This is a genomic window from Halobacillus sp. ABD4_316, assembly GCF_056161385.1.
Map to the genome: position 1 here is coordinate 50,875 of NZ_JBSWZA010000006.1, position 26,731 is coordinate 77,605.

Here is a 26,731-nt window from a genome sequence, read left to right on the forward strand (position 1 = left end):
ATGGATTATGTGATCATTGGCGGCGATGCGGCCGGTATGAGTGCGGCGATGCAGATCGTCCGTAACACAGAAGGCAGTACCATTACAGTACTGGAGAAAGGGGAGATTACTTCATACGGCCAGTGTGGTCTGCCCTATGTACTGAAAGGTGTGGTGGATTCAACGGAAGACCTCATTGCAAGAAAACCGGAAACCTTCCGTGAGAAATACGGCATTGATGTACGCATCCGTCACGAAGTGGAACAGGTGGATTGTGACCGGAAAAAAATCTACGCCAGAAACCTTGACGGTGACGAGCAGGTGGAAATCACGTACGATAAGCTCTTGATTGCTTCCGGTGCATCCCCCATCGTCCCACCGTGGAATGGACGGCATCTGGACGGGATTTATACGTTGAAGACCATTCCTGATATTGAGGAAATCATGGCAGGAACGACGGAAGAGACAGAACATGTAACGATTATCGGGGGAGGGTATATCGGTCTTGAAATGGCGGAAAGCTACCGCGCCCTTGGAAAACAGGTGAGAATCATTGACCGTGGTGCTCAGCTTGCGAAAATTTTTGATGAAGACATGGGAGAACTGGTGCATGAGGAGGCCCGCACAAATGGTCTGGAACTCCATCTCAATGAATCTGTCGAAGGATTCAGGGGGGATGAACAGGTGGAAACCGTTGTCACGGACAAAGGAACGTATGCAACGGATCTCGTTCTTGTGGCTGCTGGTGTGACACCCAATACATCATTTCTTGAAGGGACAGGCATATACAAAGGGATCAAAGACGCTGTAGCCGTGAATGCTTTTATGGAAACCAGCATTCTGGACATTTATGCCGCGGGTGACTGTGCCGTTCAATATCACCGGGTCAAGGAAAAGATGGATTACATCCCGCTGGGGACCCATGCCAACAAACAGGGGCAGATCGCAGGATTGAATATGGCAGGCGTCCGTACACCTTTCCGTGGAATTACAGGCACATCCATTTTGAAATTTTTCGACTTGACGCTCGGGCGCACCGGCCTGTCCGTAAGGGAAGCCGAACAGGAGCAATTTTCAGTGAAGACGAAGACTGTCCAATCCACACATGAAGCGGGTTACTACTCCAAGGATAACCCGATGACTGTAAAAGTGATTTACGATGCGGAAACCCGCCAGCTTCTGGGTGGTCAAATCATTGGAAAGGACGGGGTGGATAAACGGATCGACGTCCTTGCCACCGCCTTGTTCCACAAAATGAAGGTGGATGATCTGCAGGATCTGGATCTCAGCTATGCGCCTCCTTATAACAGCGTATGGGATCCGATCCAGCAGGCGGCACGTAAAGCAGACTGATTGATAGGGGATTCTATGGGAATATGGTAGGATGGGGGATGAGCAACCTACAGGAGGATGTCATGCTGTGAATACAGATCTCTATACAAAGGCGGAGGAATTCATCCGCCTGTTCTACTATGAGCAACAACTTTCCGGAGTGGAGGACCGACTGGATGAAGTCCGGCAGTCCATCGACGAGGAAGGTACTTATACCCATACCTCTACGGAATTGGAATTCGGTGCCAAGGTGGCATGGCGGAACAGCAACCGTTGTATCGGCCGCCTGTTCTGGGATACGCTGCGCGTCTTTGATGCCCGCCATCTTGATACAGCCGAAGCTATGCGGGATGCCTTGTATGACCATATCGATTACGCTACAAATGGAGGACGCATCCGTTCAACAATCACCATTTTCAAACCGGAAACGGAAGAGCACCAGATCCGGCTTTGGAATCACCAGCTGATCCGGTACGCCGGCTATGAAGAAAATGGGAAGGTGACCGGGGATCCAGCTTCCGTGGAATTCACTAAACGCTGTCAGGAACTTGGATGGCAGGGGGAAGGAACGGCTTATGATGTTCTTCCTTTAGTCATTGAAGCGGATCATGGGCAGCCGCAGTGGTTTGAAATTCCTAAGGAGAAAATTTTAGAAGTCCCGCTGAGACATCCGGATTTTGACTGGTTTAAGGATTTGGAGTTGAAATGGTATGCTGTCCCCATTATTTCCGATATGCGTCTTGAAATCGGCGGGTTGAATTATACTGCAGCCCCGTTCAACGGGTGGTATATGGAAACGGAAATCGGAGCCCGTAACCTGGCTGATGAATTCCGTTATAATCTGCTCCCGGCAGTCGCTGAAGCGATGGGGCTGAATACGCGCCGCAATACATCGTTATGGAAGGACCGGGCCTTGATCGAATTGAATCAGGCCGTTCTTCATTCCTACCAGATGGATGGTGTGAATATCGTCGATCATCATACAGCTGCCAAGCAGTTTCAACGGTTTGAACAGAAAGAAAATAAATGTGGACGTCAGGCGACAGGTGATTGGACATGGTTGATTCCGCCTGTATCGCCCGCCGCGACGCACATTTTCCATTCTTCCTATGAAAACCGGATGGATTCACCGAATTATTTCTATCAAACGCCAGCCTATGAATAAGAAAACCGTCGGACCTATGAAGGCCCGGCGGTTTTTTAATGGATCAGGTGGATATCGATTTAATTTTCCGTATATCCATGATTTTATGCCGGTCACCATTTTTTTTGGTAGATATCAACGAAATCATTGATAGAGGTCAGGACGTCGGTCCTGGAAAATCGGAATCTGCTTCCGGATCGCCTCCACCTCGGAAAAATCGACTTCTCCGTATACGATTTCTTCGTCCAGCCCTCCTTCGGCTGCAATCGTCCCCCATGGATCAATGATGAGCGAGTGACCTCCGAATGTATTATTCGGGTCGGAACCGGAGCGGTTGCAGGCCATGACGAAGCATTGGTTTTCAATTGCGCGGCTGATCAACAAACTGCGCCAGTGATCGACGCGGGGCTTCGGCCATTCTGCGACAACCAACAGGCCGCGGGCTCCGCCGAGCATTTTCGTACGCATCCATTCAGGGAAGCGGATGTCGTAGCAGATGGCCCCTGCCAGCGGGATGTTATGTAAGTGGAAGTTTCCCTGCGAGTCTCCGGACTCCAGATATTTTTCTTCGTCCATCAGACGGAATAAGTGGACTTTACGATAGTTCAGCACACGTTCTCCGTTTTCATTGTAAGCGACCATCGTATTATAAAAGGCCTCCTTGTCCCGTTCAGCAATGGAACCTGCAATGGTTACCCTGTGGTCGCGGGCAAGCTTCTTCAGCAGCTGGTGGGTCGGCCCTTCCAGGTCTTCAGCGATTTCTTCAAGGCGTGTCAGGTCATACCCGGTTGTCCAAAGCTCTGGAAGCAGGATCAAAGTACTTCCCTGGTCGGCCGCTTCTTTTATTTTGGCCTGCGCCGTATTCCGGTTGGCAGACGGATCACCGAAGGCAATATCCATTTGAATCATAGCGATCTTCGTTTTCATTATCATCACCTCATTTTTTCCTAGTGTATCAAATAATTCTGACGTTTTCCTGCATTCCGTGTCTTTTTAGGAAGCGTGCTACAATAGAAAAAAAGATAGAAAGAGGAATGTGCGATGTTTGAACTTTTTCTTCCTATGCTGGAACGGCTTGGAATCATCGTCACGGCTGCCTTTATCTTTACCCGGTTCCACTTTTTCCGTGAACTGGCCGACCAGAAGATATTAACAGGGAAACAGCAGATGACTGCGATCGGATTTTTCGGCCTGTTCGGAATGATCGGCACATATACAGGCATTACGTATGATACAAGTTCCCTGGAATTCGGTCGTTGGGCGTATCAACTGGTGGATACAGAAGCACTGGCGAACTCCAGGGTTATCGGTATCGTGGCCGCTGGTCTGTTCGGTGGTTGGCGTATCGGCCTGGGAGCAGGATTGATTGCAGGGTTTCACCGGTATTTCCTCGGAGGATTTACAGGTCTGGCCTGTGGTGTTTCCGCTGTCGTTGCTGGTTTGATTGCCGGATTTTTTCATAAAAAAGGGAAGCCTTTGAAACTGAAAACGGCGTTGTTCGTCGGTGCCCTGGCAGAGACGATCCAAATGGGAATCATCCTCCTGATGGCACAGCCGTTTACAAGAGCGTGGGAGCTGGTTCAGGAAATCGGTCTTCCGATGATTGCTGCCAATGGTGTCGGGTCTGCCCTTTTTCTGCTCATTATCCGTAATGTGTTAAATGAGGAGGAGAAGGCTGGTGCTGTTCAGGCGCAAAAGGCCCTGAAACTGGCTGAATTGACGGTTGCCCACCTGCGTAAAGGCTTGACGAAGGAATCGGCAGCAAGAGCATGCCGGATCATTTATGATAAAGTTGATGTAAGCGCTATATCCATGACGGATAAGCAGACGATACTGGCTCATGTCGGCCTGGCTGATGATCATCATCATTACGGGGAAGCGATTCAAACCGATGCGACAAGGGAGGTTATCCGCTCCGGCCGCCGCGTGATTGCCGGACATGAGGACATTCAGTGTCAGCACAAAGACTGCCCGCTGGGAGCGGCTGTCATCGTACCTCTGAAAAAACGGGAGGAAGTGGTGGGGACATTGAAATTTTATGTAAGAACAGAGAAAGAAATATCAACGGTCCTTCTGGAACTGATTCAGGGGCTGAGCGCCCTCCTCAGCCAGCAGCTTGAACTGGCAGATGCCGACCAGGCGGAAGAGATGGCAAGAAAAGCCGAAGTGAAGGCGCTGCAGGCACAGGTGAATCCCCACTTTTTGTTCAATTCGTTGAACGTTATCGTTTCTTTGACACGTACAGAGCCGGATAAAGCCCGTTCCCTGCTCATCGCACTCTCTAAATTTTTCCGTCAGAATCTGGGGGCGACAACGAAGACCCGGGTCAGCCTGGCGGAGGAGTTGAAGCATGTGCGTGCCTACCTCTTAATAGAAGAAACACGATTTGTAGACCGATTGAAGATTGATTATGACATCGATGAGTCCGCTTTATCCGCTGAAATAGCCCCGCTTACGCTGCAGCCTCTCGTGGAGAACAGTATGAAACATGGGGTTAAGGATCAGGATGAAGAAGCACGGATTACTCTGGCCATACAGAAGGAGGGGGCCCGTGTGCACGTATCGATTGCTGATAACGGCAGAGGGATAGACCCGGACCGTCTTGAACAGCTTGGGGACGGAGTCGTAGATTCAGATAAAGGGGCGGGATTTGGTTTGTATAATGTCAATAAACGCTTGGAATATATGCATGGGGAAGAAGCGAAACTGCACATCGAAAGCAGGCCCGGAAAGGGAACGCGGATCAGCTTCACTCTTCCTCTGGTGGAACAGGAGGAAACGGCATGACTGACATGAAAGTACTGATTGTCGATGATGAACGCTTCAGCCGTGAAGAATTGAAATTCCTGCTTCAAGATTTTGAACAGATCAAGGTTGTTGGAGAAGCGGCTTCCGGTGATGAAGCCATTGTGGCAGCTTTAAAATACCAGCCGGACGTTATGTTTCTGGATGTTGAGATGCCGAAAATGGATGGACTGGCTGCAGCCTCTGCCGTGAAGGACTTGAAGAAGGTGCCCGAAATCGTGTTCGCTACAGCGTATCCGGATTTTGCCGTAGAAGCGTTCCGCCATCAGGCGCTCGATTATCTGCTTAAGCCGTTTGATGAGAAACAGCTGGCTGAAACGATCAGACGGATTGAAAAGAAGCTGCAGCCTCAGACAGATCACAGTCCGGGTTCGGTTCCAACCAAGTTTGCAGTTGAGGTGGACGACACCATTGAATACCTCAACCCTTCAGATATTATGTACGTGTACAGAGAGGACAGGGCAACGAAAATCGTCGGCCGGACAGCTGTCTATGAGACAAATGATGCATTGAAAGATGTGGAGGAGCGGCTTCAGCCGTTCTCCTTTTTCAGGATCCATAAGAGCTATCTCGTCAACCTTGATTATATCTACCGGCTCACTCCATGGTTTAATGGAGCCTGGCAGCTCGAACTCCGGGGAGCGGAAGAAAAGCTTTCGGTGAGCAGGAACTATGTAAAGGATTTACGGAAAAAGCTGGAGCTTTAAAAGACGCATTCTTTTTCGATGCGTCTTTTCTGCATGTTGAACACGAGTAACGACATGATAAACAGAACCCCCTCTTTTGTAAGCGTTACCATGATAAACTTTATGCAACCGATTACAAAGAAGAGGGGAGAACAGCTGATGATTACATTTCTAGTCAGTATTGCACTTTTAATCGTCGGATACTTTACTTATGGGAAATATGTAGAAAAGCAGTTCGGAGTTCAAACGGGCCGTGAGACTCCTGCATATACACATGGGGACGGCGTGGATTATCTGCCGATGGGGGAAAAACGGAACTCGTTGATCCAGCTTTTGAACATTGCCGGAGTCGGACCGATTTTTGGTCCTATTCTTGGGGCACTTTATGGTCCTGTCGCGTTTTTGTGGATCGTATTTGGCTGCATCTTCGCTGGTGCTGTGCATGATTATTTAACTGGAATGATATCGATTCGAAACCGTGGGGCTCATCTGCCTGAACTGGCGGGCAGGTTTCTTGGAAAAGTGATGAAGCATGTAGTAAACGCCTTTGCTATCCTGCTTCTCGTTCTCGTCGGAACTGTGTTTGTAACAGCTCCAGCTGATCTTCTGCACAATATGACGAACAGCTGGCTGTCCCTTCCTGTTATTCTGGCAGCAATATTTGTTTATTATCTACTTGCTACGATGCTTCCAATCGATAAAATAATCGGCCGTTTCTATCCGGTCTTCGGAGCGTTGTTATTAATCAGTGCCATTGGAGTCGGCGTATCTCTTGTAGCTACAGGCGCACCGATTCCAGAGTTGTCCATGACGAACATGCACCCTGACAACGCACCGATCTTCCCGCTGTTATTTCTAACGATATCCTGTGGGGCGTTGTCCGGATTTCATGCCACCCAGACGCCGATTATTTCAAGAACGACTCAGAAAGAGAAGCAGGGACGCCGCATTTTTTACGGCATGATGATTGCGGAAGGGATTATTGCCATGATCTGGGCAGCTGCTGCGATGAGCCTGTTCGGCGGATCCGGAGGCTTGAATGAAGTCCTTGCCAGTGGCGGCCCTGCTGCGGTCGTCAGTGAAGTATCGATTGCTATGCTTGGAGCGTTTGGCGGGACGCTTGCTGTTCTTGGTGTCATTATTCTGCCGATCACTTCGGGGGACACAGCTTTCCGTAGTGCCCGGATGATTATCGCCGACTACTTGAACATCTCCCAGAAAAAGCTGACCAGCCGTATCTGGATTGCGCTGCCGTTGTTTGTCATTTCTTTTGCTTTGACACGCATTGACTTCACTCTGCTTTGGAGATACTTCTCCTGGGCGAACCAATCCACGGCTGTCATTGCGCTGTGGGTGGGTGCGATGTATCTGTTCCTCGCCCGAAAAAACTATTGGATCGCCGCTGTTCCGGCCGCATTCATGACGATGGCTACATTCACGTATATCATCAATGCGCCAATCGGATTCGGCCTTCCGTTGAATGTAGCTTATGGGCTGGCTGCGGTCATTACAGTGGGGGTTGTAACAGCTTTCTTTATAGCGGCCAAGCGCGGCCTGCAGCGGAACATCCCGCTGGAAGAAGATTTGAAGCCGACAGCCTGAAGCATCTTCCTTTATATTTCTTAACATCCATGGGTCTTCCATGGATGTTTTTCTTATCGGAAGGAGGGAATGCTTTTTATATGAAAGGGGAGTTGAACATGGAACGAATGATTCATGAAGAAAAAGGAAGACTTTATATGGGAGAAAAACAGGATCCAGCCGCCGAACTGGTTTTTGATGTGGAAGATGATACAATGATCATTCTGAGCACTCATGTGGATCCGGCCGAGCGTGAACAAGGGCTTGGCAGGGAGCTCGTAGATGAAGCTGTGAATTATGCGAGAAAACATAAATTAATGATCGACCCTGTGTGCTCTTTTGCGCATAATGTAATAGAAGAAACCCCGGAATATCAGGTGGTTCGCAAGAAGTAGAGGAGGCGTTTGATTTGGCAGTGATCAGGGAAGTAGAGGACAGGGATTTAATGCACTTTACAAGATATGCCGTGGATTTTCTCCATGCCGTGAAAGATGAACAGGAAGGACAACTCTCAGGAGATGTACTCCGGGAGCGGAAATTCTGGGCTGCTGATCAGTTTACGAATACCGCGCCGGAACAGAAACTGATCGCCGCCGAAGTGGAAGGCCGGCTGATCGGCTACGGACTTGCTGTGATCAATTCGATTGCCGCTGAGGAAAGAAAGGGACGGATCGAAGAACTGTATGTCGATGAATTTTACCGCAGGGAAGGCATCGGTACACAGTTGTGCCGCTCCTTACTGGATTGGATGCAAGCGCAGGACGTCGAAGACATCCAAGTGGAATGGCAGGGAGCGGGACATGGAGGACAGGAGTTCTTCCAATCGTTCGGATTCATTCCTGTGCGGACGGTGTATCAATATCCTGAACATTTACTCGGCAGGGGTTCGGAAGAATAAGGCCCCGGCTGCAGGGAGGCTGAATCATGAAAAGCGCAATGCTGATCGTCAATCCTTCTTCTGGTAAAGAGGAAGCCCTTACGTATGTGGCTGAAATTCAGGAGATACTTGAAGATAAGGGATATGCTGTGAAAGAGGTGCAGACCGAAAAAGAATTGGATGCTACCAAATACTGCCGGAATGCCTGTAAAGAAGCGTATGATCTGGTCGTTTCTCTTGGAGGAGATGGAACACTTCATGAAACCATTAACGGCATGGTCGACCAGGAACACCGGCCTCTTCTGGCTGTTATTCCACTGGGTACCGTCAATGATTTCGCCAGAGCTTTGAATATACCGCTTCATCCAGATGAAGCGGTCCAGCTGCTGCGTAATGACCATTCCCGGAAAGTGGATATAGGAAAAGTGAACGACCGGTATTTTGTGAATATTACAGCTGTCGGAGCTCTCGCAGAAGCGACGTATGAAGTCAGTCCGGAGCAGAAGACGCGTTTCGGTCCGCTTGCCTATGTGATGGAAGGAATCAAAACGCTCTCTTCAGACGGAACAAGTCCGCTGACCATTCAGTTCGATGACCATAAAACGTGGGAAGGGGACGCGTTCCTTTTTCTGGCCGCTCTAACAAATTCTACAGGTGGATTTGAGCGCCTTGCGCCTGACGCAGAAGTGGATGACGGGATGCTGCACTGTTTCATTCTTCCGCGTATGAACATGATGCGCCTTGCCTCTATCGTTACATCCATTTTAAGAGGCGAATTGCAGGAAGATTCCTCGGTTGAGTATTTCAAATCCCGCCGGGTGGAGATCTCTTCCGGGGAAACGGTGAAAACCAATGTGGATGGGGAGGAGGGAGATCCTCTTCCGGTCGTTCTTGATGTTCTTCCTTCTCATATAGAAGTAATCTCTGTACCTTAGGACGGTGTCGCAGGACCCGTCCTTTTTTCCTGGGCTTTTTGAATGGATGTCCGTTGTTTGAACGTTCATAATAGAAGGGTGAGGTGATGGAAAAATGAAAAAACCGGATCTGGAGGATTACCTGCAGGAAGGGATATACGGAAGCAGAGAAACCAACCCGGGTGAACGCAGACAATTTTTAGGTACGCTGCGGGAACGGATTCTCCTTGCGCTGACAAACGGACAAGTGATGCAGGAGGAAGGTTTTGGGGAGCTGGAAAAGGAAATGAGCCGCAACCCCGACGCGACGCTGTTATTGAACGGGGAGATCAGCTACCGCTTTTTATCGCCGTTAAAGGATACAGCGGAAAAGCATAACATTCATCATACAACCATCTCCAACCAGGATACCGAAACGGAGTACGGGGCAGTGTTAACGCTCGATTATGCTGTGGAAAAAGAAGAGATTCATTATCATCCCCCCGCAGTAAAGGAAGAAGCTCCCGAGCGTAAAAGTTTCTTAAAACGATGGTTTGGAATATGAAAAGGACTGCCGGGAGCAGTCCTTTTTTTATTATTGATATTGTTTGAGGAACCGTGCTAAGCCAGTAAATATAAGTACAAATGAGAACAGAATCATCGCAATGTAGCCTGCATAGTACAAGAACTGATCAAAGAAATTTCCACCCGTATCACCTAAGCTGAACAGGGCGTAACCAGCGAGCAGAGCAGCCAGGAAATAAAATGCATTGTTGTTGAATTCCATGATGGTTTCCCACCTCCTTTGTACTTTCAATATATGAGGAGCAGGCAGGCAATATTTATCTTTTGGAAAATATTTTGTCCTTCATGAAAAACAAAAAAAAAACTCCCTTTTGAAAACAAAAGGGAGATGGTGCTCGTCTTTCGATGAGGGAAGACGTACCATGAAATCTACAGGTTATTTTTCCTGGCGGGGAAAAATAATAGGGTCATTCGACGTAAGAGACAAAAGAGTGTACCTATGTAAGAACAGTTACGATGTAACAATCGCTGAAGACGTGGACAACCTGCACGCCATCCCACTTACGGTGATGAGGAAACTCTTTTGCTTCTTTTATTGTACCACTGCTCCGGTGGGTTCTGCTTTGGGAAAAAGAGAGCGTGAAACGGTACTTAAATGAGTGATTCAGGAAAGTTTTTTCTCAAGTTTTGTCTAAGTCTGGAAACTTGTAAAAATGATCCAACAAGTGATTGTCGGAAGTTGACGCATCCTGTACACTTTACATATCAATGAGACGAGGTGGAAGCAATGGATGTCAACAAGCTTCAATGGATGATGCAGATGCAGAGCTTTTCTTTTTTGGGCAGCGCTCAGCAGGGGAATGGTGGACAGGATCTGCAGGGTTTGTCCTTTCAGGATTTGTTTCAAGCGGCAGTCAGTCAGGCGTTTGCGGCAGGGGTTTCTCCCGTGTCGATGAATACAGAGTCCCTTTATTTAAACGGGGCAGATCGACCTTTGGCTTCTCCGGTGACAACAGCACCGAAGCAGCAGCCGGCTCCTGCTGGACAAACAAAAGAATCAGGAAGCCTGGATGATTGGATATTGAAGGCATCTTCCCAATACGGGGTGGATGAAAGTCTGATTCGTTCTGTCATTCAGACCGAATCCAATTTTGATGCAGATGTTGTGAGTCATGCCGGAGCCCAGGGACTTATGCAGTTGATGCCCGCGACAGCAAGGGGTCTGGGAGTGGAGAACCCTTTGGATCCGGAACAGAACATTATGGGAGGGACCAAGTATCTGAAACAAATGCTTGACCGCTACAATGATGATCCGTCCCTGGCTCTTGCCGCGTATAATGCCGGGCCGGGTAATGTTGATAAGTACGGAGGTATTCCTCCTTTCCGTGAAACAGAAAATTATGTGAGCAAGGTTCTCGGACGCGTATGAAAAAAATCCCTGACAGGTTACTGTCAGGGATTTTTTCATTGATGCCTATATTCCATGCGCTGAACAGGGCGCCTCCGCATTTCTTTTTTTGTAATCCGGTTCCGAGGAGCAGTCCTTCGCGATATAAGCCGTTCATTTCCGTGAAGAAAGTTCCCTTCACTGCAATGCTCGGCTTATACGTGTCAGGCCTCCCCGCTCCTCTCCACACCCTGATCATGTCCAGCTCCAGCGCCCAGCCCCTCGAGGTCTTAAGCAGATCTTTTTACCGGCACAACCCGCCGGAAAAAGATCTGCTTAAGCTTGTCGGGGCTGAACAGGGCGCCTCCGCATTTCTTTTTTTGTAATCCGGTTCCGAGGAGCAGTCCTTCGCGATATAAGCCGTTCATTTTCGTGAAGAAAGTTCCCTTCACTGCAATGCCCGGCTTATACGTGTCAGGCCTCCCCGCTCCTCTCCACACCCTATTTTACTTATCGGGTTCTAAATGGCGGCTCATTTGCAGGTATTGGTTGAAGACGATGGTCATTTCTTTGAGGCGGCTGCGGACGTCTTCGTCGATGAGCTCGCCGTCGGTGGAGAAATGATTGGTATGGGTATAGACGTAGTTCGGTGTGACCATGCAGCGGAAGTAGTTCAGAATGGGTTTCAGTTGATTTTCGATAACCAGGTGGTGCTGAAGTGTTCCGCCGTTGGCGATGATGGTGACGGGTTTATAGCGCATAGCCAGTGGTGATACGGCATCAAATACGTTTTTCAATGTTCCTGGAATGGAGCCCTGGAAAATAGGGGTCGCGATCACATAGGCATCGGCTTCCTCAATTTCCTGGATCAGGCGCTGCATATCCTGGTTGTATTCCTCGGCCGGACGTCCGTCGACGAATTGAAGTTCGTAATTTTCCAGGTCGATGATTTTCGTTTCGTGATCATCTGGCAGCAGTTGAATGTATTTATCTATTTCATTTAGCAGGGTCCGTGTTTTTTTTCCGACAATTGTTCCGTTGAGCAGCAAGATCTTCATGACATCCTTCTCCCCTTTTGGTCTTTGTTTATAGTATATGCCAATGGTGTTGTCTGGGCTATTCTCTCTCTGTGATTCCGGGTTGTTCTCCTTTTTATGGTAAAGTATACGCACAGTGAAAGCAATGGAAAGCAGTGGCTGTACCAGCGCTCAAACAGGGAATGAATAAAAGGGGAGGGATGAGGAATGATACGTTTCTGGAGAAGAATCAAGTTTCTTTTTAATGTGCGGAAGTCTGTCCCGTTTATCATCCGCTTTTTTCAGTCCAGGCAGGTAAGTATGAAAAAGAAATGGATTTCCGTTCTTCTTCTGGCCGCTTATCTTGTTTTTCCATGGGACCTGATTCCGGACGTGCTCGTTTTCTTTGGCATTGTCGATGATCTGGCTGTTTTTACGTACATTCTCCAGTGGATGGTCAAGATGGCACCAGAATCGCTGCAGGACGAATTTCGGGTGTACAAGGAATAGAAAGGTTTACCATCAGGAAAGATGAGGTATGTAATGGATGGAGTCTCTATACTAGTCAAGGAGTGATAATGATGAGTAAAGTTATGTTTACAGCGCACGCAACAGCCCAAGGTGGACGTAATGGACACGTAAAATCTGATGACGGTCTTATTGATCTGAACCTGACCATGCCGGGTGAAGGTTCAGAAAAAGGTTCAAACCCTGAACAGCTGTTTGCTGCAGGATATTCTGCCTGCTATGATGGTGCCCTGAACCTCGTGGCAAGCAATCAGAAAAAGGATATCGATTCTGAAATCACTGCTGACGTAAGTCTCATGAAAGATGAAGCAGACAATGGCTTTAAAGTCGGTGTTGTCCTTAATGTAAAAATTAAAGGTGTATCTCAGGAAGAAGCGGAAGAGCTTGCAGAAGAAGCTCATAAAGTATGCCCTTATTCCAAAGCTACACGCGGCAACATTGATGTAGAGATCAATGCTCAGGCGGTATAATCGATAAGAAGGAAAAAATCCCGGGGTTTTCCCCCGGGATTTTTTTATGGGCGTTTAGGCGGATGATTTCTATTTCCATCAGGCGTGTGGTATTTTATAATGGAAGGGGTGAAGAGCTGTGCAAATCACCGATGAAGCGCGCGACTTACTGCAGCAGATATTAGAAGAGGAAGAGGCACCGGGCCTCCGGTTGTTTTTTGCCGGATATGGCTGCGGTGAGCCTGATATCGGTATGACACTCGGCGAACCTGAAGCCGACGACGAACTGCATTATATCAATTCGATTCCGGTCGCCGTTGACCAGAGAATTGCTCATTTAATTGAACCGTTGACTATAGAAGGAAAACAGACGATGGAAGGGCCGAAGTTTCAAATGACCGGTCTTCCTGAGAAAGACTGTTAACCGAAAGCCCACTTTAGTGTGGGTTTATTTTTTTAGTTTGAAAAAGAAGAAAGGGGAGCGGCATACTCCATGATGGCACCAGGACACCAGGTTGTCGGCTTCACCTTCGGGGTAGGCGCGTTGACGTTGATTCCTGCTTTTGAAGTTGTTTCCGAGCGGCCGTTTCAAATGGTTTTATTTTTAGTTTTTGTTTTAATTGGTTCGCTGCTTCCAGACATTGATACGCCGACCTCTACGTTCGGACAGAAATTCTGGCGCGGCTTACTGACGATTTTTACGCTCGCATTTTTGTGTTACTTGTTTTTCCCATCCTATTTGAATACATATCGAGACGAATTGAAGATTTTTGTCATGATGCTCCTTCCGGTTCTTATTATGATCCGTGGGCACAGAAAAATGACACACTCCCTGTTGTTTGTAGGTCTGTTGATTGTCTACAGTGCAATTCTTGAACAGGCCTTCCAAGTTCCACGTGTTCTTGCTGCCGGGCTGGTGGTCGGCGTCATTTCTCACTTGTTCGGTGACTACTTGACGAAAAAAGGCATTCCGCTTTTTTATCCGTTTTCTAAGAAGCATCAGCAGTTCCTCCTTACATTCCGTACGGGATCGCCCAGTGAGAAAATGATTGTCTACAGTCTTGTTCTATGGAACGTCTGGTTCCTTACCTCAACCATTTTTTAATCTGCATCATCGATGGTTAAAGATTGAACAGTGCTTCAACTTTATATAGACAAATGGCAGAATTTTCAATAAAATGGTAATAGATATAGGAGAGGAGTCCTTGGACTGATGAAGGATCACCAATTAATAGAGCCGAGACCGTTGGCCAGCCTGCATATGCGGCATACATCCTCGTTGTACATGATTTACCTGGAAAATCTTAAAATCCACTCTCAAAAAGAAGCGCTGCTTCGTACAAGAGATGTTATTCTTGGTGATTTTCCGACTCACATCGATGATCAGCTGGCCTGCCTTGAATTCTTTTATATGAATGATTTCTTCGAGGACTTAGCTGTCGTGCTCCATTCTCCTTACATACATCAGGAAGTCCTTCCGCTTTTCAACCTTCTGCTCCAACGCGTGGAAACCCCCGTGTCAAGGGAGCAGTTGACCCTGCTGCAGCAGTATCAATGCAGTCATCCTTCCCTGCACTGCCTTCATCTCTTTCTCATGATTTATGCTTATTATGATCTGAAAGTTTTTACAGCCCTGGACAAATACATCGACGATTGTGACCGTGCTTTGGCCAGCGTGGATGAGCCATTGATGTACTACTATCTCAATCAGCGGTATCAGGAGCTTTTATTTCACCATTATTGGAAAACAGACAACCCGATTCTAGCCAGCCGGCATGCCTACAAAATGATCAATACGGAGCTTTCGCCGCGCCGGAAAAGCCGTATGTATTTCATTCTTGCTCTTTGTCAGCTGTTCAACGGCTACGATTCGGCTATGGATCCACTGACGAAAGCACTGGCGATTGCTGATCAGTACGAATTATCTTCTTTTGCGGATATGATCCGTGTTCACACCATCCCGTTCATTTCCGCCTTTCATCATCGTACAGCCGGCGTATCAACGACGGATGTCGTGGAACAGGCTCACCTGGATCTGGCGGAAGGCCGCTTGGAAAAGGCCCGTCAGGCATTGGAATCCCTCCCATCCCCTACGCCTTTTCAGGAAAGCTACCTCGGTTATGTGAACGAGGATATGGACATGCTTTATCGTTCCTATACGCGCTTTATTAAGGAAAGGGGCGATCACTTTTTCGCTCGTGTCCCGTTGGAGTATATGAAACGTTTAAAAACCTGTTAGGAGGCTTTGAAAATGAAAAAAGCATTTCAAACGTCAATGGTTGGTTTCGTTCTCAAGTTTTCTCTTTTTTCATCCTCGTCCGCCCTTATGAATGAAATTCAGGACAGCAGAGCTGGAAACGCAGAAGTGATGTATGATCCTGGTGATCCAGGAATCGGTTGAATAAGAAAAACAGCTGTCCTTTGCAGGGCAGCTGTTTTTTTGATCTATGCATTCTTTTTATGACTGTTGTCTTCGTTGGAATCATACTTCCGCTGCGGGAGCGGTTCCTTTCGTATGATCTTCAGGAAGGCGTAGATAAAGAGAATAATAATCACCGTGAACGGCAGGGCCGATACGAGAGAGGCTGTCTGCAGCGCATCGAGACCTCCAGCTACCAATAGAACACCAGCGATGGCCGCCATCAGTACTCCCCAGACAATCTTAATGAAAAGGGCAGGAGTGAGACTGCCGTTCGTCGTCATGCTGGCAAGGATGTAGGTTGCTGAGTCTGCCGATGTTATTAGAAACGTAGCAATCAGGAAGATGGACAGCAGCGACAGGATTCCGGTCAGCGGAAGAAACTCATAGGTTTCAAAAAGAGCCACGGTGACGTCATTGCTGACGGCCTGTGCAATTTGTGTTCCATTATTCAGATCGCTGTTTAAAGCGGTTCCTCCGAAGGTTGCAATCCACAAACAGGCAATGAGTGGAGGGACAACGAGAACACCGAAGATGAATTCCCGGATCGTTCTCCCACGCGAAACACGGGCTACAAAGGCACCGACGAAGGGGGACCAGGCAATGACCCAAGCCCAGTAGAAGATCGTCCACTCTCTCAGCCATGTTCCTCCCTCATAAGGGGTGAGACGCAGGCTGTAGGTCACAAAGTTCGTAATATAATCTCCGAGACCAAGGGTGAAGCTGTTTAAAATGAAAACCGTAGGACCGGCAATGAAAACGAACAAAAGCAGCAGCAGACAGAGGCCGAGATTCAAATTACTGAGCCACTTGATTCCTTTATCAAGCCCTGTACTGGAGGAGGTTAAGTATAAGATCAAAAGCACGCCTGTGATGACAAGCTGTATCGTGGTGTTATTAGGTACGCCGAAGACGGCATTCAATCCTCCATTCATCTGCAGGATGCCGAGTCCGAGGGAAGTCGCTATGCCCATGACTGTAGCAATCACGGCAAGGGAGTCGATGGTGTATTTGACAGGCTTTGACTTCCCGAGAACAGGTTCAAGGGCTGTAGATACCAAACCGTCTTTTTCTTTACGGAACTGCAGGAAAGCAATCAGCAGCCCGACGATAGTGAATACGGACCATTGGTTGACTCCCCAGTGGAAGAAGGAGTAGCCCATTGCGACACGCGCCGCTTCCTCTGTCTGAGCTTCCATTTCAGAAAACGGTGTTTCAAAGAAATGGCTCATCGGTTCAGCAACGCCCCAGAAAACGAGGCCTACACCAAAACCGGCGGAAAAAAGCATGCCGATCCAAGTAAAGAATGGGAATTCCGGCTTGGAATCGGGCGGACCGATTTTAATTTTTCCGTATTTGCTTAAGCCAAGTCCAACAAGGAAAATGACGAAGCCGAATACAGAAATTAAGTAAAACCAGCCAAAATTGATGGTTGTGAATTCGAATAAGGTTCCGGCTACAGCACCAAAACCTTCCGGGTTGACCGCTCCAATTACGACAAGAACGAGAATGACAGAAGCGGAAATGAGGAATACAGGGTTTTTCAGGTGATCTTTCATCGTCGTCTCCTTTCATAAGAATGACGTGAGAAAAAAAGGGGCAGGGTCTGAGGTGTTGTGTATATAATTCCCTACATTTTCCTTGGGAAACCTTTGTCTCTCTTTATGCTTCAAATTCATTTCTAAGCATACCGAGAAGGACCGTATCATAATAAGAGCCCTGGACGAATTCATTCTTCCTCAAACGTCCTTCTTCGACGAAGCCCGCTTTCTCATAAAGCCGCAGGGCCTGGGTGTTGCCGCTCCACGTATCCATCTGCACACGCTCGAGGTTCAACGTATAGAACAGGTGCTTTAAAAGGGTGGATAAGACATCCTGTCCATAGCCCTGTCCCCAGTAGGCACGCTCGCCGATGCTGATCCCCACCTCCGCTGCACGTGTGACCGGGTTTAGTTCTCTGTAATCGCATTTTCCAATCGGAACGTTCGTGCCGATGGTGTACACAATAAAGACACGGCCTTTTTCCCATAACGCCTGATGGGTCAGGTTTTTTTCGTAAAACGCTTCGATATCTTCCTTCGGGTTGTTGTTTTGATAGGCGGAAGAGCTGCCGTGACCCAGGTCGGCCAGCTGTTCGTCATTCGCCCATCTGTATAAATGGTCCAAGTCATGTCTTCCGACTGGACGCAGTTCGACTAACTGTCCTTTTAACATCATCCACCTCCTTATTTTTGTTCATTGTAGCAGATGATTAATGGAAAAATAAGGGTAGTCATAAGGGCTCACATGTGCATAGTTCTTCAAGAACCCAACTTTGAAGGTTGACCTGGACCGTATGGATTTGTCGGCTTTTGACGTTTTTTTGAGTTTACGGGAAAATCTGGTACACTTTGATCCGAGGAGTCCTTATTCATCTTAAGGGCTGTTTTTTTATGCAGGAAATGACGACAATTGTTTATTTTTTCTAGGTTTGGGTATTCGATAATTATGCAGGACCCAACTTTTTCCCCGCATTTCATATCCTCTATGACCATTATTTAGGAAGAAAGGAGCAAATTATGCAAAAAGTTACCTCGGTATTCTGGGTTACACTGGCCATCGCATTATTTTCCGTCATCTGGGGGGCATGGGCCCCGGGAAGTCTGGAATCCATTACAGGTGAAATCCAGTCTTACATCTCTGTTCACTTTGGATGGTATTACTTATTAATCGTTACAGGATTCGTCGTTTTTTGTCTTTATATGATATTCAGCCCGTACGGTAAAATGAAGCTCGGAAAGGAAAGCGACACCCCGGATTATAATTATGCTACTTGGTTTGCCATGCTTTTCAGTGCAGGCATGGGGATCGGTCTTGTCTTCTGGGGGGCTGCGGAACCGATATTTTTCTACGCTAACAATGCACCCACAGCGGAAACCGGTACAGCAGCGGCGTTGAATGAATCCATGCGTTTTGTCTATTTCCACTGGGGCGTGCATGCGTGGGGCATTTACGCGATCGTCGCCTTGGTCCTTGCGTATTTTAAATTCAGACGCGGAGCTCCCGCTTTGATCAGCTCCACACTCGAGCCGATATTTGGAGATAAAATGAAGGGGCCGCTCGGCAAGCTGGTCGACATCATTGCCGTCTTCGCCACTATTGTAGGTGTAGCGACAACCCTTGGTTTCGGTGCCGCTCAGATTAATGGCGGCCTGACCTACCTGACTTCCATTGAGGATTCCTTTGGAGTGCAGCTGATCATTATCGGGATTGTTACCGTTCTGTTCATGATGTCAGCCTATACAGGGTTGAGCAAAGGGATTAAATACTTAAGTAATACGAACATGTTCCTTGCGCTGGCTCTTCTTGTCATTATGCTGATTGTCGGGCCGACGCTCTTCATTATGAACATGTTTACGGATACGATCGGGGCGTACTTGCAGAATCTGCCGACGATGAGTTTCCGTCTGGCTCCGAATAATGAGGAAAACCGTGCATGGATCAACGACTGGACCGTCTTCTACTGGGCCTGGTGGATCGCCTGGTCTCCGTTTGTCGGAATTTTTATTGCCCGTGTGTCCAAAGGACGTACCATCCGGGAATTCTTGTCCGGTGTCCTTCTGGTCCCGTCGGTTGTCGGATTCCTTTGGTTTTCCACCTTCGGTTCCTCGGCGATTAAAGTGCAGCAGTCAGGCGATGCCGACCTGGCCGGACTGGCTACCGAACAGGCGATGTTTGGAATGTTTGATAACTATCCATTAGGTTTGATTCTTTCTATTATTGCTATGACACTGATTGGAACGTTCTTTATTACATCTGCAGACTCTGCAACCTTTGTGCTGGGCATGCAGACGACGAACGGGTCGCTCACTCCCCCGACAATGGTGAAGTTCGCATGGGGGATCGTCCAGTCTTCCATGGCGGCTGTGCTGTTGTATTCCGGAGGATTGCAGGCGCTCCAGAATGCTCTGATTTCTGCCGCCTTCCCGTTTTCCTTCATCATGATTCTCATGGTTGTTTCCCTTTACAAGGCACTGCGTGCTGATAAGGCCGCTCTTGAAAAAGGGAAGAGAGAGAAGGAAAAAACATCTGCCTGATGCATGAAAAAAGGTCCGGGAAACCGGGCCTTTTGCTTTTTGTATTTTTCTTCAAGACAAGGTATGATGGAAGCTTAAAGAATGACTATAAAATATCTGCCTGTGAAAAAGGAGTAAAGAAACATGTGGGAATGGAGAAATATTTACCGTGGTCTTCTCATGGGAGCCAGCGATGTTGTTCCCGGCGTCAGTGGAGGCACGATTGCTGTAGTTCTGGGGATTTATGATCGTTTGATTGAGGCCATCAACGGATTTTTCAGTAAGGAATGGAAAAAACATTTGAAGTTTCTGCTGCCGCTCGGTATTGGGATCGTCACTTCCATCGCGCTGCTGGCCAGCGTCATTGAATGGCTGTTTGAACATTACCCGGGTCCGACGCAGTTTTTCTTTCTTGGATTGATTATCGGGGTGCTTCCCTATTTGACCCATAAAGCAGACATGAAAAATAAATTTCAAGCGAAGCACTATATTCTGCTGTTGATGGGCGCCGCTGTGGTGGCTTCCATGGCCATCTTCCAGACATCGGAAACGACGGCAATGGAGGAAATCACACTGTCGGGATACCTGCTGCTGTTCTTTTCCGGATGGATTGCCAGCAGTGCCATGATTCTTCCCGGCATCAGTGGATCGTTCATCCTTCTGATTATCGGTGTGTACACAACCGTGACTTCAGGCATTTCGGATTTCCGCATCGATATCATCGCCGTGGTCGGATTAGGTATTCTGATTGGCTTGGTTTCTATGAGTAAAATCGTGAAGTTTTTCCTGGAAAATTACACGTCCGGAACCTTTGCTGTCATTATCGGGCTTGTGATCGGTTCCGTGTTTGTCATCTTTCCCGGGGTTCCTGAATCGACAGGACTTCTCATCGTCAGTATCGTCACTTTCCTTGCAGGACTGCTTGCTGCCTGGCTGCTCGGTCGTGTGGAATACAAGGACTAGCAGCCGTGAGCGGAAAGTAAGACAAATGAGCGTGATTTGATTATCATGAGGGTAGAGCTTGCTTAAAGGAGATTGATAGGAATGGAATCTATTCAAAGCGTGGATCAATTTAACGAAACGATTGCCAGTGAACAGCCGGTCATCGTGAAATTCCAGGCGGACTGGTGTCCGGACTGCCGCCGCATGGACATGTTTATCGGAGGGATTATCGAGGAATATAATGGTTACCACTGGTACGATGTGAACCGTGACCAGCTTCCTGAACTGGCTGAAAAGTACGAAGTTATGGGCATTCCTAGTCTGTTGGTTTTCCAAAATGGTCAAAAGACCGCTCATCTGCACAGTGCGGATGCTAAAACGCCGGAAGAAGTGCAGGAATTCCTACAGGCAAGCCTATAATGGGTGAGCGTCCACATGGCTGGTTCCATGTGGGCGTTTTTTATAAGGAGGTGGAAGGATGTCCAAACGATTGCTGCTTGTCGGCGCCGGTCATGCGCATTTGGAAGTGCTCAAGCAGATGGCTGAACACGGCCTGCCTGATGTGGATGTGTGCCTCATCACACCATCCCCCTATCAATATTATTCCGGTATGTTTTCCGGCTTTACCGAAGGGATCTATACAGAAGAAGACACGAGAGTCGACCTTCGTCCACTCACGAAAAGAGCTCGAGTGCAGCTGATTCAGAAGACAGCTGTGATGATCAGACCGGAACAAAAGAAGATCATCTGCCATGATGGGAGCGTGTACCCTTTTGATGCCGCCAGTTTTGATATCGGCTCACGCAGCCTGCCGGAGTCCGTCGAGCATACGGCCGCCCAGTCCATTAAACCGAACTACCTTTTCACTGAACGCATGAAGGATTTACGGGGAACCCCTCAGCCTTTGATTGTCGGAGGGGGAGCGGCCGGAACGGAACTGGCCCTTTCCATCCAGTCTTATAAAAATATGCATCAGCGGCCGGGGCAGGTACGTCTCGTTACTTCAGGACCTCTTCTGCCGGATACTCCTAAATGGGTCCGGGCGCGGATGAAGCATATCCTGAAGAAAAAAGGTGTCCGGGTGTGGGAAAATGAAGAGGTGGAAGCCGTCACGGATTCCAGCATTGAGACGAGCAGAGGGAACAAGATCCGTCACACCGGTGTCCTCTGGCTGGGCGGAGCTGTCGGGGATGCCATATTTACGCGGGCAGGGCTGGATGTGGATGATCGTGGTTTTGCTTTTGTGTCACGAACACTGCAGTTCAAGAACTATGACTATTTGTTCGGGGCGGGAGATTGTGTCACGCTGGAAACCGATCCTGACCTCCCGAAAAGCGGCGTTTATGCCGTGCGCCAGGGACCGGTTTTATGGGAAAACGTAAAGAATTTCTTCCATCACGAGCCGTTGGAAGCCTTCGTGCCTCAAAAGAAAGCTTTGTATATTCTTTCCACTGGAGATCGGAAAGGTTTTTTGATTTATGGACTTGTGCATGCACATAATCACAAAGCATGGCAGTTGAAGCAGAAGATCGATCGTGAATTTATGGCGAAATACAAATAAAAAAGCCTTTGAACCGTATGCCGAGGAGGGATGGTTCAAAGGCTTTTCTTATGGTTAAATCTTCAACCAGGAACGTACTTTATTCCGGAAAAGGTATGTCGTTACTAGAATAAGGGCAAAAACGCTCAGCGCGGCGAAAATCAATGTCCTGTCCCCGCTGGCAAGACTGGTACCGACAAGACTGTAGGCGAATGTGCCGGGCAGCATGCCGAGGACTGTGGCCAGGATAAAGGATGGCAGTTTCACCCGCGTCATCCCTGATAAATAACTGAGGATATCAAATCCGACAAGCGGGATGAGCCTGAGGACAAATACATATAAAAATCCTTGTCCTTTCATACGCTCATAGATGGAAGAAGCCCACTTGGACTGATGGAACTTCAACACGGAATCCCCGAAGAAGCGCCCCATCACCCATCCGGTGATTCCTGCCCCGGTCGCTCCGATGACAATGTACAGCATACCCGGCCACAGGCCGTAGGCAAAGGCTGCTGCCAAGGAAAGCACGGAGGTTGGAAAGACGACAATGGGGCCGATGGCATACAATCCCATAAAAATGAGCGGGCCGATACTGCCGAACGACAGGATGTAGGCACGGATGTTTTGTGGATCGACGTTAAACCGGCTTCGGGCAAACCAGGCCGCCGCAATGAAAATCGTCAGGAACAAAAGCGAACGGAGCAGAGTTTTTTTATTCATGATGGTTCACCTCAAATCGTTGAATGCGGGAATTCGGGATGTGCAGAGTGACTTCTTCTGTATCCGCTGTAACCTGTTGAACGGGTAACGCCACTCTGGAGCCCAGGGCGGGAACGTTGATATGAGCCACTGGACGTCCGTGCTGGTAGGTCAGGTGCTCCATCCGCCCTTGGAAGGTGCGTGTCTCTCCGTCTTCATAGCCCGGGGAAAGCTGTATGTCCCCCAGTGGGACAAATTCGTTTTCATTCAGGATCAGGTGGCCGCCCATGAAGGAAGCGACTTTTTGATTGGCAGGATGATGATGAAGGACAGATGCTTCTCCAATCTGTTGAAACTCTCCATCCTGAAAGACGGCAATCTGGTCTCCCATGATCATAGCTTCTTCCATATCATGAGTGACGAACAAGGCTGTCGTTTTCTGTTCCACGAGGAAATCTCTGACCCAGTAGCGCAGGTCCTGCCTAAGCGATGGATCCAGGCTGCTGAACGGTTCATCAAAAAGTATCACTTCCGGTTCAGTCGCCATGGCGCGGGCAAGCGCTGTCCGCTGCTGCTGACCGCCGGAGATTTCCGAAGGGAAATAATTTCTATACCGGCTCATTCCAATCGCTTCAAGCAGTCTCTCTACTTTCTGTTTGTCATATTTCTTAGATACTTTCGCTCCATAGACAATATTTTCTTCTACTGTCATATGGGGAAACAGAAGCGGCTGCTGGAATACGAGACTGATATCCCGCCGGTTGGCTTTTGTAGCTGTAATGTCCTTACCGTTCATCCAGAGGGACCCGTGTGTAGGGGTTTCGAGGCCGGCAAGGACACGAAGAAGCGTTGTTTTTCCGCTTCCAGAAGGACCGACAACGCTGAGGATTTCCCCTTTCTTTAATTGAAAGGAAAGACCGTTCAAAATCAGGTCTTCTTGAAAGCTTTTTTTCAATTGCTTCACTTCTAATGTAGTCGGGCTCATCTTTTATTCCTCCAAGGCAGGCGAGAGTAGGGAAGCAGAAGGATGACAGCTTCCACCAGGAAATACATCCCAACGGGTATGACAGCAAACCAGAGGGAAAACGCAGACATGACGGAAGCATCCGCATTTTCCAGGAATGGAAAGAATACGAGAGGCAGCGTCAGCACACGTCCTCCGCCAATAACGGCTGTGATTGCGTACTGGCTCAGACTGATGACAATGGTTAAAAAAGTGACACTTCGAAGCGCCGGTTTCAAGAGAGGCAGCTCAACCGTGAACAGCTGCCTGAAAAATCCGGCACCGAGGATGTGAGGCTGCTCAAGCATCGCCCGTCCAATCTGCTGGTAACTGTTGTGAAATACTTTAATGCTGTAAGGGACGGTCGGTACAAGGTGGATGATGATGACACCAAGTGCTGTATCCGCCAATCCGGCACGGATCATAAAGATGTGGAGCCCCATGGCGATCGCAAGGACCGGGATAAGAATCGGTGACAGCAGTAAAGCCTCCACCCAGGGTTTTCCTTTCAATGGGACGGTGGCGAGCGCTTTGCCGGTGGACACACCGATCAATACATTCAGGAGCAGGACGATGAATCCGATCCATATCGATGTGAATGTAGCTTTCCAGAGCATCGGGTTCTGCAGCAGCTGTTCATAGCTGCGAAGCTCCCAGTCCAGTCCGGCGCCTGTTTGAAACCGCCACGGCGCACTGAAGCTCTGAGCGGCCAGTATGAGGAGCGGTATAAGGAAAAACAGGAGCGTAAGCACTAAAAATAAACGTGAATTCTGCTTCATGAACGACTTCCTCTCATAGCTCTCCATCTGGCTTTGTTTAAGTACCCGTATCCGATAAAGGACAGAACCAGCAGGACGAGGCTGATGCTGACCATAGCGGCAAACGCCAGTGGACGTTTCTGCCAGGAGCTTCCGTAAAACCAGTCATAGCTGAGTACGGAGACCATCTCCGGAAACGTGGTTCCCAACAGAGCAGGTACTTCATAAGCCGATAAGGTGAATGAGAAAATGATCAGGCTTGTCTCCATCAGAACCGGAAGCAGGTGAGGCAGTTCAACCGCTGTGATTCTGTTCCAAACCGACCCCCCAAGTGTATCGATGAGTGCATAGTATTCCGGCCGGATCGAGGCATAGACCGGCAGCAGCATCAAGATGACAAGGGGAACCTCTTTCCATACATAGGTTAAGATGATGCCGATTCCGTTCGGGTCCCTTGTGAGTATCGGAAATTGCTGCGGGTCAGAAATCCATCCGGCAGCCGTGAACAGCTGAGCGGCCACTCCGGTTTCTGAAAGAAGGAGAATGACCATGTAGCCCCAGACAAAGTGCGGGAACAGCATCGGAATCCATACACTCACCCTTGGTGCCATTTTTTCCAGGATGGGATAAAAACTGCGTGTGAAAGCGATCCCGATAAGAATGGACAACAGGGTGGCGATCAAGGCTGTCTGCAGGCTGAAAACAAGAGACGTGACAAAACGGTTGGATTCAAAGATCTGCCGGTAATAGTCCAGTGTCCATCCTCTGTGCCGGCCAAAGCTGTTCAAGACAGCTGTCAGGAGCCCGTAAAGAGGAAGGAGCATAAACAGGACAGCCGGCAGGAAAAGGAGAGAATGTTTAAGGTTGAACGACTTCATCAAACCACTGCTCTTTCATCCATTCGACGTAGGCGGCTTCTGATTCAGGAAGAAAGCTTTCCTCCAGCTTTTCTGTGGAAAGAACGCTGTCTCCTCTATCCACCGCTTCAAATTGCTGTTTCATATCTTCGGGTAGTTGATCTATGCTGATCGTGGTGTTTTCCCCCCAGTAATCCGGCTTGAATTTGGCCAGCTGGGCTTCCGGTGAAAGCAGGAAGTTAATGGCAGCCAGCGCTCCGGGCGGATTGGAACTATTGAAGGGAATGCTCAAAAAGTGTGTATTTCCAATAGAACCTGGTTCCAGGACGAACGAACGGGTGGATTCCGGGAACACCCCATCAGCGACCAAGGATTCCGCACGGGACTCATTGTAGCCCATCGTCATCAAGACTTCTCCTTGACTATATAAACGATCCAGCTCTGTTAAGTCATTCGGGTAGTGATCACCGGAACGCCATAAATCCGGCTGAATATCCTTGAGATAAGCCCATGTGCGATCCGCCGCCGGCTGAATATCAGCTTCATTCAAGGGATTCTCATAAATATCTGATGGCTCTTCCGCCTTGGCATATAAGACGTGGCGTAAGAAAGCATTCCCGGAAAAGTCCTCCGCTCGCGGATAAGTGAACTTTCCTGGATTGTCATGAATCCAGTTCTGCAGTTCCTCAAAAGAGGAAGGAGGCTCACTGATCCGGTCGGCGTCATAGTGAAAGACGAACTGGACTTTGCCCCACGGGGCTTCCATGCCTTCTACAGATGTTCCGAAATCGGTCTGGAAAGCTGGATCATCTGTGTCGTAATATTCATTGAAAGCAGGCAGCTTGTCTGTAAACGATCCTGCCAGCAGTTCGTTTTCTTTGGCATTTTTAAAGTTCTCCCCATTGATCCAGATCACATCGATCGGGCCGTCTTGTTTTCCGGCCTGTTTCTCTGTCTGAAGTTTTTGGAGTATTTCCGCCGCATCCATAGGAACACGCTCCAGAGTTATGTTGTGTGCTTCTTTCAGGCGGGGAGCCGCCCATTCATCAATGTAGCGGTTGATCCCTTCATCGCCGCCCCACATATAGAGACGCACCTCCGTGCCGTCGGCCTCTTCTTCAATGGTTTCCCAGGACATATCCTTCCATGCTTCTTCCTGGGACCCGCCGCCACTGCAGGCAGCCAGTACTAGTGTGATCAGCAGCATAAGAATGCTCCACTTTTTCATGATTTTCCCCCTTAGGATCATTTTATAA

30 protein-coding genes are annotated in these 26,731 nt (G+C 48.5%); 20 read left to right on the forward strand and 10 right to left on the reverse strand.

Going from position 1 to position 26,731, the window contains the following annotated elements; translation table 11 throughout:
• On the forward strand, nt 1–1,332 hold the full coding sequence (locus tag ACXAJH_RS18070) for an FAD-dependent oxidoreductase (RefSeq protein WP_474967145.1): 1,332 nt from the start codon (nt 1–3) through the stop codon (nt 1,330–1,332).
• Nucleotides 1,333–1,399: 67 nt separating this feature from the next.
• A complete protein-coding gene (locus ACXAJH_RS18075) occupies nt 1,400–2,476 on the forward strand; it encodes a nitric oxide synthase oxygenase (protein WP_474967146.1) in 1,077 nt (358 codons plus the stop codon).
• Between the two features lie 123 nt (nt 2,477–2,599).
• On the opposite strand, the gene ACXAJH_RS18080 is transcribed toward ACXAJH_RS18075, so the two are convergent.
• Nucleotides 2,600–3,382, reverse strand: a complete 783-nt coding sequence (locus tag ACXAJH_RS18080; RefSeq protein ID WP_474994874.1) for a carbon-nitrogen family hydrolase — start codon at nt 3,380–3,382, stop codon at nt 2,600–2,602.
• A gap of 114 nt (nt 3,383–3,496) precedes the next feature.
• On the opposite strand from ACXAJH_RS18080, the gene ACXAJH_RS18085 reads away from it, so the two are divergent.
• The 7 genes from ACXAJH_RS18085 (at nt 3,497) to ACXAJH_RS18115 (ending at nt 9,862) form a co-directional block, all read left to right on the forward strand.
• Nucleotides 3,497–5,242 carry a LytS/YhcK type 5TM receptor domain-containing protein gene (locus tag ACXAJH_RS18085; RefSeq protein WP_474990866.1) on the forward strand — a complete coding sequence of 582 codons (1,746 nt, stop codon included), beginning with the start codon at nt 3,497–3,499 and terminating at the stop codon, nt 5,240–5,242.
• Complete coding sequence (locus ACXAJH_RS18090; protein WP_474994875.1) at nt 5,239–5,967, forward strand: LytR/AlgR family response regulator transcription factor; 729 nt, start codon at nt 5,239–5,241, stop codon at nt 5,965–5,967. The genes ACXAJH_RS18085 and ACXAJH_RS18090 overlap by 4 nt, the downstream gene beginning before the upstream one ends.
• Nucleotides 5,968–6,105: 138 nt before the next feature.
• A complete protein-coding gene (locus ACXAJH_RS18095; RefSeq protein ID WP_474967150.1) occupies nt 6,106–7,548 on the forward strand; it encodes a carbon starvation CstA family protein in 1,443 nt (480 codons plus the stop codon).
• Between the two features lie 98 nt (nt 7,549–7,646).
• Entirely contained in the window at nt 7,647–7,922 is a 276-nt protein-coding gene (locus ACXAJH_RS18100) for a GNAT family N-acetyltransferase (RefSeq protein WP_474967151.1), read from the forward strand.
• Between the two features lie 20 nt (nt 7,923–7,942).
• On the forward strand, nt 7,943–8,425 hold the full coding sequence (locus ACXAJH_RS18105) for a GNAT family N-acetyltransferase (RefSeq protein ID WP_474992351.1): 483 nt from the start codon (nt 7,943–7,945) through the stop codon (nt 8,423–8,425).
• A gap of 26 nt (nt 8,426–8,451) precedes the next feature.
• Nucleotides 8,452–9,339 carry a diacylglycerol/lipid kinase family protein gene (locus ACXAJH_RS18110; protein WP_474967152.1) on the forward strand — a complete coding sequence of 296 codons (888 nt, stop codon included), beginning with the start codon at nt 8,452–8,454 and terminating at the stop codon, nt 9,337–9,339.
• A 94-nt stretch (nt 9,340–9,433) separates the two neighbouring features.
• Complete coding sequence (locus ACXAJH_RS18115; RefSeq protein WP_474990867.1) at nt 9,434–9,862, forward strand: YueI family protein; 429 nt, start codon at nt 9,434–9,436, stop codon at nt 9,860–9,862.
• Between the two features lie 30 nt (nt 9,863–9,892).
• Here ACXAJH_RS18115 and ACXAJH_RS18120 read toward each other — a convergent pair whose 3' ends face one another.
• A complete protein-coding gene (locus tag ACXAJH_RS18120; protein WP_027956831.1) occupies nt 9,893–10,084 on the reverse strand; it encodes a hypothetical protein in 192 nt (63 codons plus the stop codon).
• 525 nt (nt 10,085–10,609) lie between these two features.
• Here ACXAJH_RS18120 and ACXAJH_RS18125 point away from each other — a divergent pair.
• The gene (locus ACXAJH_RS18125) at nt 10,610–11,251 is read left to right on the forward strand and encodes a lytic transglycosylase domain-containing protein (RefSeq protein ID WP_474967154.1); all 642 of its coding nucleotides are present in this window, start codon (nt 10,610–10,612) and stop codon (nt 11,249–11,251) included.
• Nucleotides 11,252–11,715: 464 nt separating this feature from the next.
• Here ACXAJH_RS18125 and ACXAJH_RS18130 read toward each other — a convergent pair whose 3' ends face one another.
• Nucleotides 11,716–12,267, reverse strand: a complete 552-nt coding sequence (locus ACXAJH_RS18130; protein WP_027956828.1) for an NADPH-dependent FMN reductase — start codon at nt 12,265–12,267, stop codon at nt 11,716–11,718.
• A gap of 186 nt (nt 12,268–12,453) precedes the next feature.
• Here ACXAJH_RS18130 and ACXAJH_RS18135 point away from each other — a divergent pair, with 186 nt between their 5' ends.
• The 6 genes from ACXAJH_RS18135 (at nt 12,454) to ACXAJH_RS18160 (ending at nt 15,603) form a co-directional block, all read left to right on the forward strand.
• Nucleotides 12,454–12,735, forward strand: coding sequence for a YkvA family protein (locus ACXAJH_RS18135; protein ID WP_474967155.1), 282 nt, complete (start codon nt 12,454–12,456; stop codon nt 12,733–12,735).
• Nucleotides 12,736–12,806: 71 nt separating this feature from the next.
• On the forward strand, nt 12,807–13,223 hold the full coding sequence (locus ACXAJH_RS18140) for an organic hydroperoxide resistance protein (protein ID WP_027956826.1): 417 nt from the start codon (nt 12,807–12,809) through the stop codon (nt 13,221–13,223).
• A 118-nt stretch (nt 13,224–13,341) separates the two neighbouring features.
• Nucleotides 13,342–13,626, forward strand: coding sequence for an iron-sulfur cluster assembly accessory protein (locus ACXAJH_RS18145; RefSeq protein ID WP_027956825.1), 285 nt, complete (start codon nt 13,342–13,344; stop codon nt 13,624–13,626).
• Nucleotides 13,627–13,695: 69 nt separating this feature from the next.
• Complete coding sequence (locus ACXAJH_RS18150) at nt 13,696–14,307, forward strand: metal-dependent hydrolase (protein ID WP_474967156.1); 612 nt, start codon at nt 13,696–13,698, stop codon at nt 14,305–14,307.
• A 108-nt stretch (nt 14,308–14,415) separates the two neighbouring features.
• A complete protein-coding gene (locus ACXAJH_RS18155; RefSeq protein ID WP_474994876.1) occupies nt 14,416–15,441 on the forward strand; it encodes an AimR family lysis-lysogeny pheromone receptor in 1,026 nt (341 codons plus the stop codon).
• A 12-nt stretch (nt 15,442–15,453) separates the two neighbouring features.
• The gene (locus tag ACXAJH_RS18160; RefSeq protein WP_474994877.1) at nt 15,454–15,603 is read left to right on the forward strand and encodes a hypothetical protein; all 150 of its coding nucleotides are present in this window, start codon (nt 15,454–15,456) and stop codon (nt 15,601–15,603) included.
• A 44-nt stretch (nt 15,604–15,647) separates the two neighbouring features.
• Here the strand turns inward: ACXAJH_RS18160 and ACXAJH_RS18165 are convergent, their stop codons facing one another.
• Entirely contained in the window at nt 15,648–17,180 is a 1,533-nt protein-coding gene (locus ACXAJH_RS18165; RefSeq protein ID WP_474967159.1) for a BCCT family transporter, read from the reverse strand.
• 103 nt (nt 17,181–17,283) lie between these two features.
• A complete protein-coding gene (locus ACXAJH_RS18170) occupies nt 17,284–17,835 on the reverse strand; it encodes a GNAT family N-acetyltransferase (RefSeq protein WP_474967160.1) in 552 nt (183 codons plus the stop codon).
• Nucleotides 17,836–18,179: 344 nt separating this feature from the next.
• Between ACXAJH_RS18170 and ACXAJH_RS18175 the strand changes: the two genes are divergently transcribed.
• The 4 genes from ACXAJH_RS18175 (at nt 18,180) to ACXAJH_RS18190 (ending at nt 22,179) form a co-directional block, all read left to right on the forward strand.
• Entirely contained in the window at nt 18,180–19,697 is a 1,518-nt protein-coding gene (locus ACXAJH_RS18175; protein WP_474994879.1) for a glycine betaine uptake BCCT transporter, read from the forward strand.
• Between the two features lie 123 nt (nt 19,698–19,820).
• A complete protein-coding gene (locus ACXAJH_RS18180; protein ID WP_474967162.1) occupies nt 19,821–20,639 on the forward strand; it encodes a DUF368 domain-containing protein in 819 nt (272 codons plus the stop codon).
• A gap of 81 nt (nt 20,640–20,720) precedes the next feature.
• Nucleotides 20,721–21,038, forward strand: coding sequence for a thioredoxin family protein (locus tag ACXAJH_RS18185; protein WP_474967163.1), 318 nt, complete (start codon nt 20,721–20,723; stop codon nt 21,036–21,038).
• A gap of 58 nt (nt 21,039–21,096) precedes the next feature.
• Nucleotides 21,097–22,179, forward strand: coding sequence for an FAD-dependent oxidoreductase (locus ACXAJH_RS18190; protein ID WP_474994880.1), 1,083 nt, complete (start codon nt 21,097–21,099; stop codon nt 22,177–22,179).
• A 54-nt stretch (nt 22,180–22,233) separates the two neighbouring features.
• Here ACXAJH_RS18190 and ACXAJH_RS18195 read toward each other — a convergent pair whose 3' ends face one another.
• Genes ACXAJH_RS18195 through ACXAJH_RS18215 form a run of 5 tightly spaced genes read right to left on the reverse strand, consistent with a single transcriptional unit; the run spans nt 22,234 to nt 26,703 of the window.
• Nucleotides 22,234–22,878 (reverse strand): TVP38/TMEM64 family protein, encoded by a 645-nt coding sequence (locus ACXAJH_RS18195; RefSeq protein WP_474967165.1) that lies wholly within the window; start codon nt 22,876–22,878, stop codon nt 22,234–22,236.
• A complete protein-coding gene (locus tag ACXAJH_RS18200) occupies nt 22,871–23,842 on the reverse strand; it encodes an ABC transporter ATP-binding protein (RefSeq protein WP_474967166.1) in 972 nt (323 codons plus the stop codon). Before ACXAJH_RS18200 ends, ACXAJH_RS18195 begins: the two co-directional genes overlap by 8 nt.
• Complete coding sequence (locus ACXAJH_RS18205) at nt 23,839–24,639, reverse strand: ABC transporter permease (RefSeq protein ID WP_474967167.1); 801 nt, start codon at nt 24,637–24,639, stop codon at nt 23,839–23,841. The genes ACXAJH_RS18200 and ACXAJH_RS18205 overlap by 4 nt, the downstream gene beginning before the upstream one ends.
• Complete coding sequence (locus ACXAJH_RS18210) at nt 24,636–25,496, reverse strand: ABC transporter permease (protein ID WP_474990879.1); 861 nt, start codon at nt 25,494–25,496, stop codon at nt 24,636–24,638. Before ACXAJH_RS18210 ends, ACXAJH_RS18205 begins: the two co-directional genes overlap by 4 nt.
• Nucleotides 25,477–26,703: an ABC transporter substrate-binding protein gene (locus ACXAJH_RS18215; protein ID WP_474967169.1), complete on the reverse strand. Its 1,227-nt coding sequence runs from the start codon at nt 26,701–26,703 to the stop codon at nt 25,477–25,479. Before ACXAJH_RS18215 ends, ACXAJH_RS18210 begins: the two co-directional genes overlap by 20 nt.
• Between the last annotated feature and the right edge of the window lie 28 nt (nt 26,704–26,731).

Bases quoted from the DNA above. Each gene is read 5' to 3' on its own strand.
- ACXAJH_RS18140 (WP_027956826.1), top strand. From the start codon at position 12,807: ATGAGTAAAGTTATGTTTACAGCGCACGCAACAGCCCAAGGTGGACGT.
- ACXAJH_RS18125 (WP_474967154.1), top strand. From the start codon at position 10,610: ATGGATGTCAACAAGCTTCAATGGATGATGCAGATGCAGAGCTTTTCT.
- ACXAJH_RS18095 (WP_474967150.1), top strand. From the start codon at position 6,106: ATGATTACATTTCTAGTCAGTATTGCACTTTTAATCGTCGGATACTTT.
- ACXAJH_RS18155 (WP_474994876.1), top strand. From the start codon at position 14,416: ATGAAGGATCACCAATTAATAGAGCCGAGACCGTTGGCCAGCCTGCAT.
- ACXAJH_RS18195 (WP_474967165.1), bottom strand. From the start codon at position 22,878: ATGAATAAAAAAACTCTGCTCCGTTCGCTTTTGTTCCTGACGATTTTC.
- ACXAJH_RS18200 (WP_474967166.1), bottom strand. From the start codon at position 23,842: ATGAGCCCGACTACATTAGAAGTGAAGCAATTGAAAAAAAGCTTTCAA.
- ACXAJH_RS18215 (WP_474967169.1), bottom strand. From the start codon at position 26,703: ATGAAAAAGTGGAGCATTCTTATGCTGCTGATCACACTAGTACTGGCT.
- ACXAJH_RS18080 (WP_474994874.1), bottom strand. From the start codon at position 3,382: ATGAAAACGAAGATCGCTATGATTCAAATGGATATTGCCTTCGGTGAT.
- ACXAJH_RS18150 (WP_474967156.1), top strand. From the start codon at position 13,696: ATGATGGCACCAGGACACCAGGTTGTCGGCTTCACCTTCGGGGTAGGC.
- ACXAJH_RS18205 (WP_474967167.1), bottom strand. From the start codon at position 24,639: ATGAAGCAGAATTCACGTTTATTTTTAGTGCTTACGCTCCTGTTTTTC.
- ACXAJH_RS18115 (WP_474990867.1), top strand. From the start codon at position 9,434: ATGAAAAAACCGGATCTGGAGGATTACCTGCAGGAAGGGATATACGGA.
- ACXAJH_RS18070 (WP_474967145.1), top strand. From the start codon at position 1: ATGGATTATGTGATCATTGGCGGCGATGCGGCCGGTATGAGTGCGGCG.
- ACXAJH_RS18190 (WP_474994880.1), top strand. From the start codon at position 21,097: ATGTCCAAACGATTGCTGCTTGTCGGCGCCGGTCATGCGCATTTGGAA.
- ACXAJH_RS18175 (WP_474994879.1), top strand. From the start codon at position 18,180: ATGCAAAAAGTTACCTCGGTATTCTGGGTTACACTGGCCATCGCATTA.
- ACXAJH_RS18210 (WP_474990879.1), bottom strand. From the start codon at position 25,496: ATGAAGTCGTTCAACCTTAAACATTCTCTCCTTTTCCTGCCGGCTGTC.
- ACXAJH_RS18170 (WP_474967160.1), bottom strand. From the start codon at position 17,835: ATGTTAAAAGGACAGTTAGTCGAACTGCGTCCAGTCGGAAGACATGAC.
- ACXAJH_RS18160 (WP_474994877.1), top strand. From the start codon at position 15,454: ATGAAAAAAGCATTTCAAACGTCAATGGTTGGTTTCGTTCTCAAGTTT.
- ACXAJH_RS18100 (WP_474967151.1), top strand. From the start codon at position 7,647: ATGGAACGAATGATTCATGAAGAAAAAGGAAGACTTTATATGGGAGAA.
- ACXAJH_RS18135 (WP_474967155.1), top strand. From the start codon at position 12,454: ATGATACGTTTCTGGAGAAGAATCAAGTTTCTTTTTAATGTGCGGAAG.
- ACXAJH_RS18120 (WP_027956831.1), bottom strand. From the start codon at position 10,084: ATGGAATTCAACAACAATGCATTTTATTTCCTGGCTGCTCTGCTCGCT.
- ACXAJH_RS18185 (WP_474967163.1), top strand. From the start codon at position 20,721: ATGGAATCTATTCAAAGCGTGGATCAATTTAACGAAACGATTGCCAGT.
- ACXAJH_RS18085 (WP_474990866.1), top strand. From the start codon at position 3,497: ATGTTTGAACTTTTTCTTCCTATGCTGGAACGGCTTGGAATCATCGTC.
- ACXAJH_RS18110 (WP_474967152.1), top strand. From the start codon at position 8,452: ATGAAAAGCGCAATGCTGATCGTCAATCCTTCTTCTGGTAAAGAGGAA.
- ACXAJH_RS18130 (WP_027956828.1), bottom strand. From the start codon at position 12,267: ATGAAGATCTTGCTGCTCAACGGAACAATTGTCGGAAAAAAAACACGG.
- ACXAJH_RS18180 (WP_474967162.1), top strand. From the start codon at position 19,821: ATGTGGGAATGGAGAAATATTTACCGTGGTCTTCTCATGGGAGCCAGC.
- ACXAJH_RS18165 (WP_474967159.1), bottom strand. From the start codon at position 17,180: ATGAAAGATCACCTGAAAAACCCTGTATTCCTCATTTCCGCTTCTGTC.
- ACXAJH_RS18090 (WP_474994875.1), top strand. From the start codon at position 5,239: ATGACTGACATGAAAGTACTGATTGTCGATGATGAACGCTTCAGCCGT.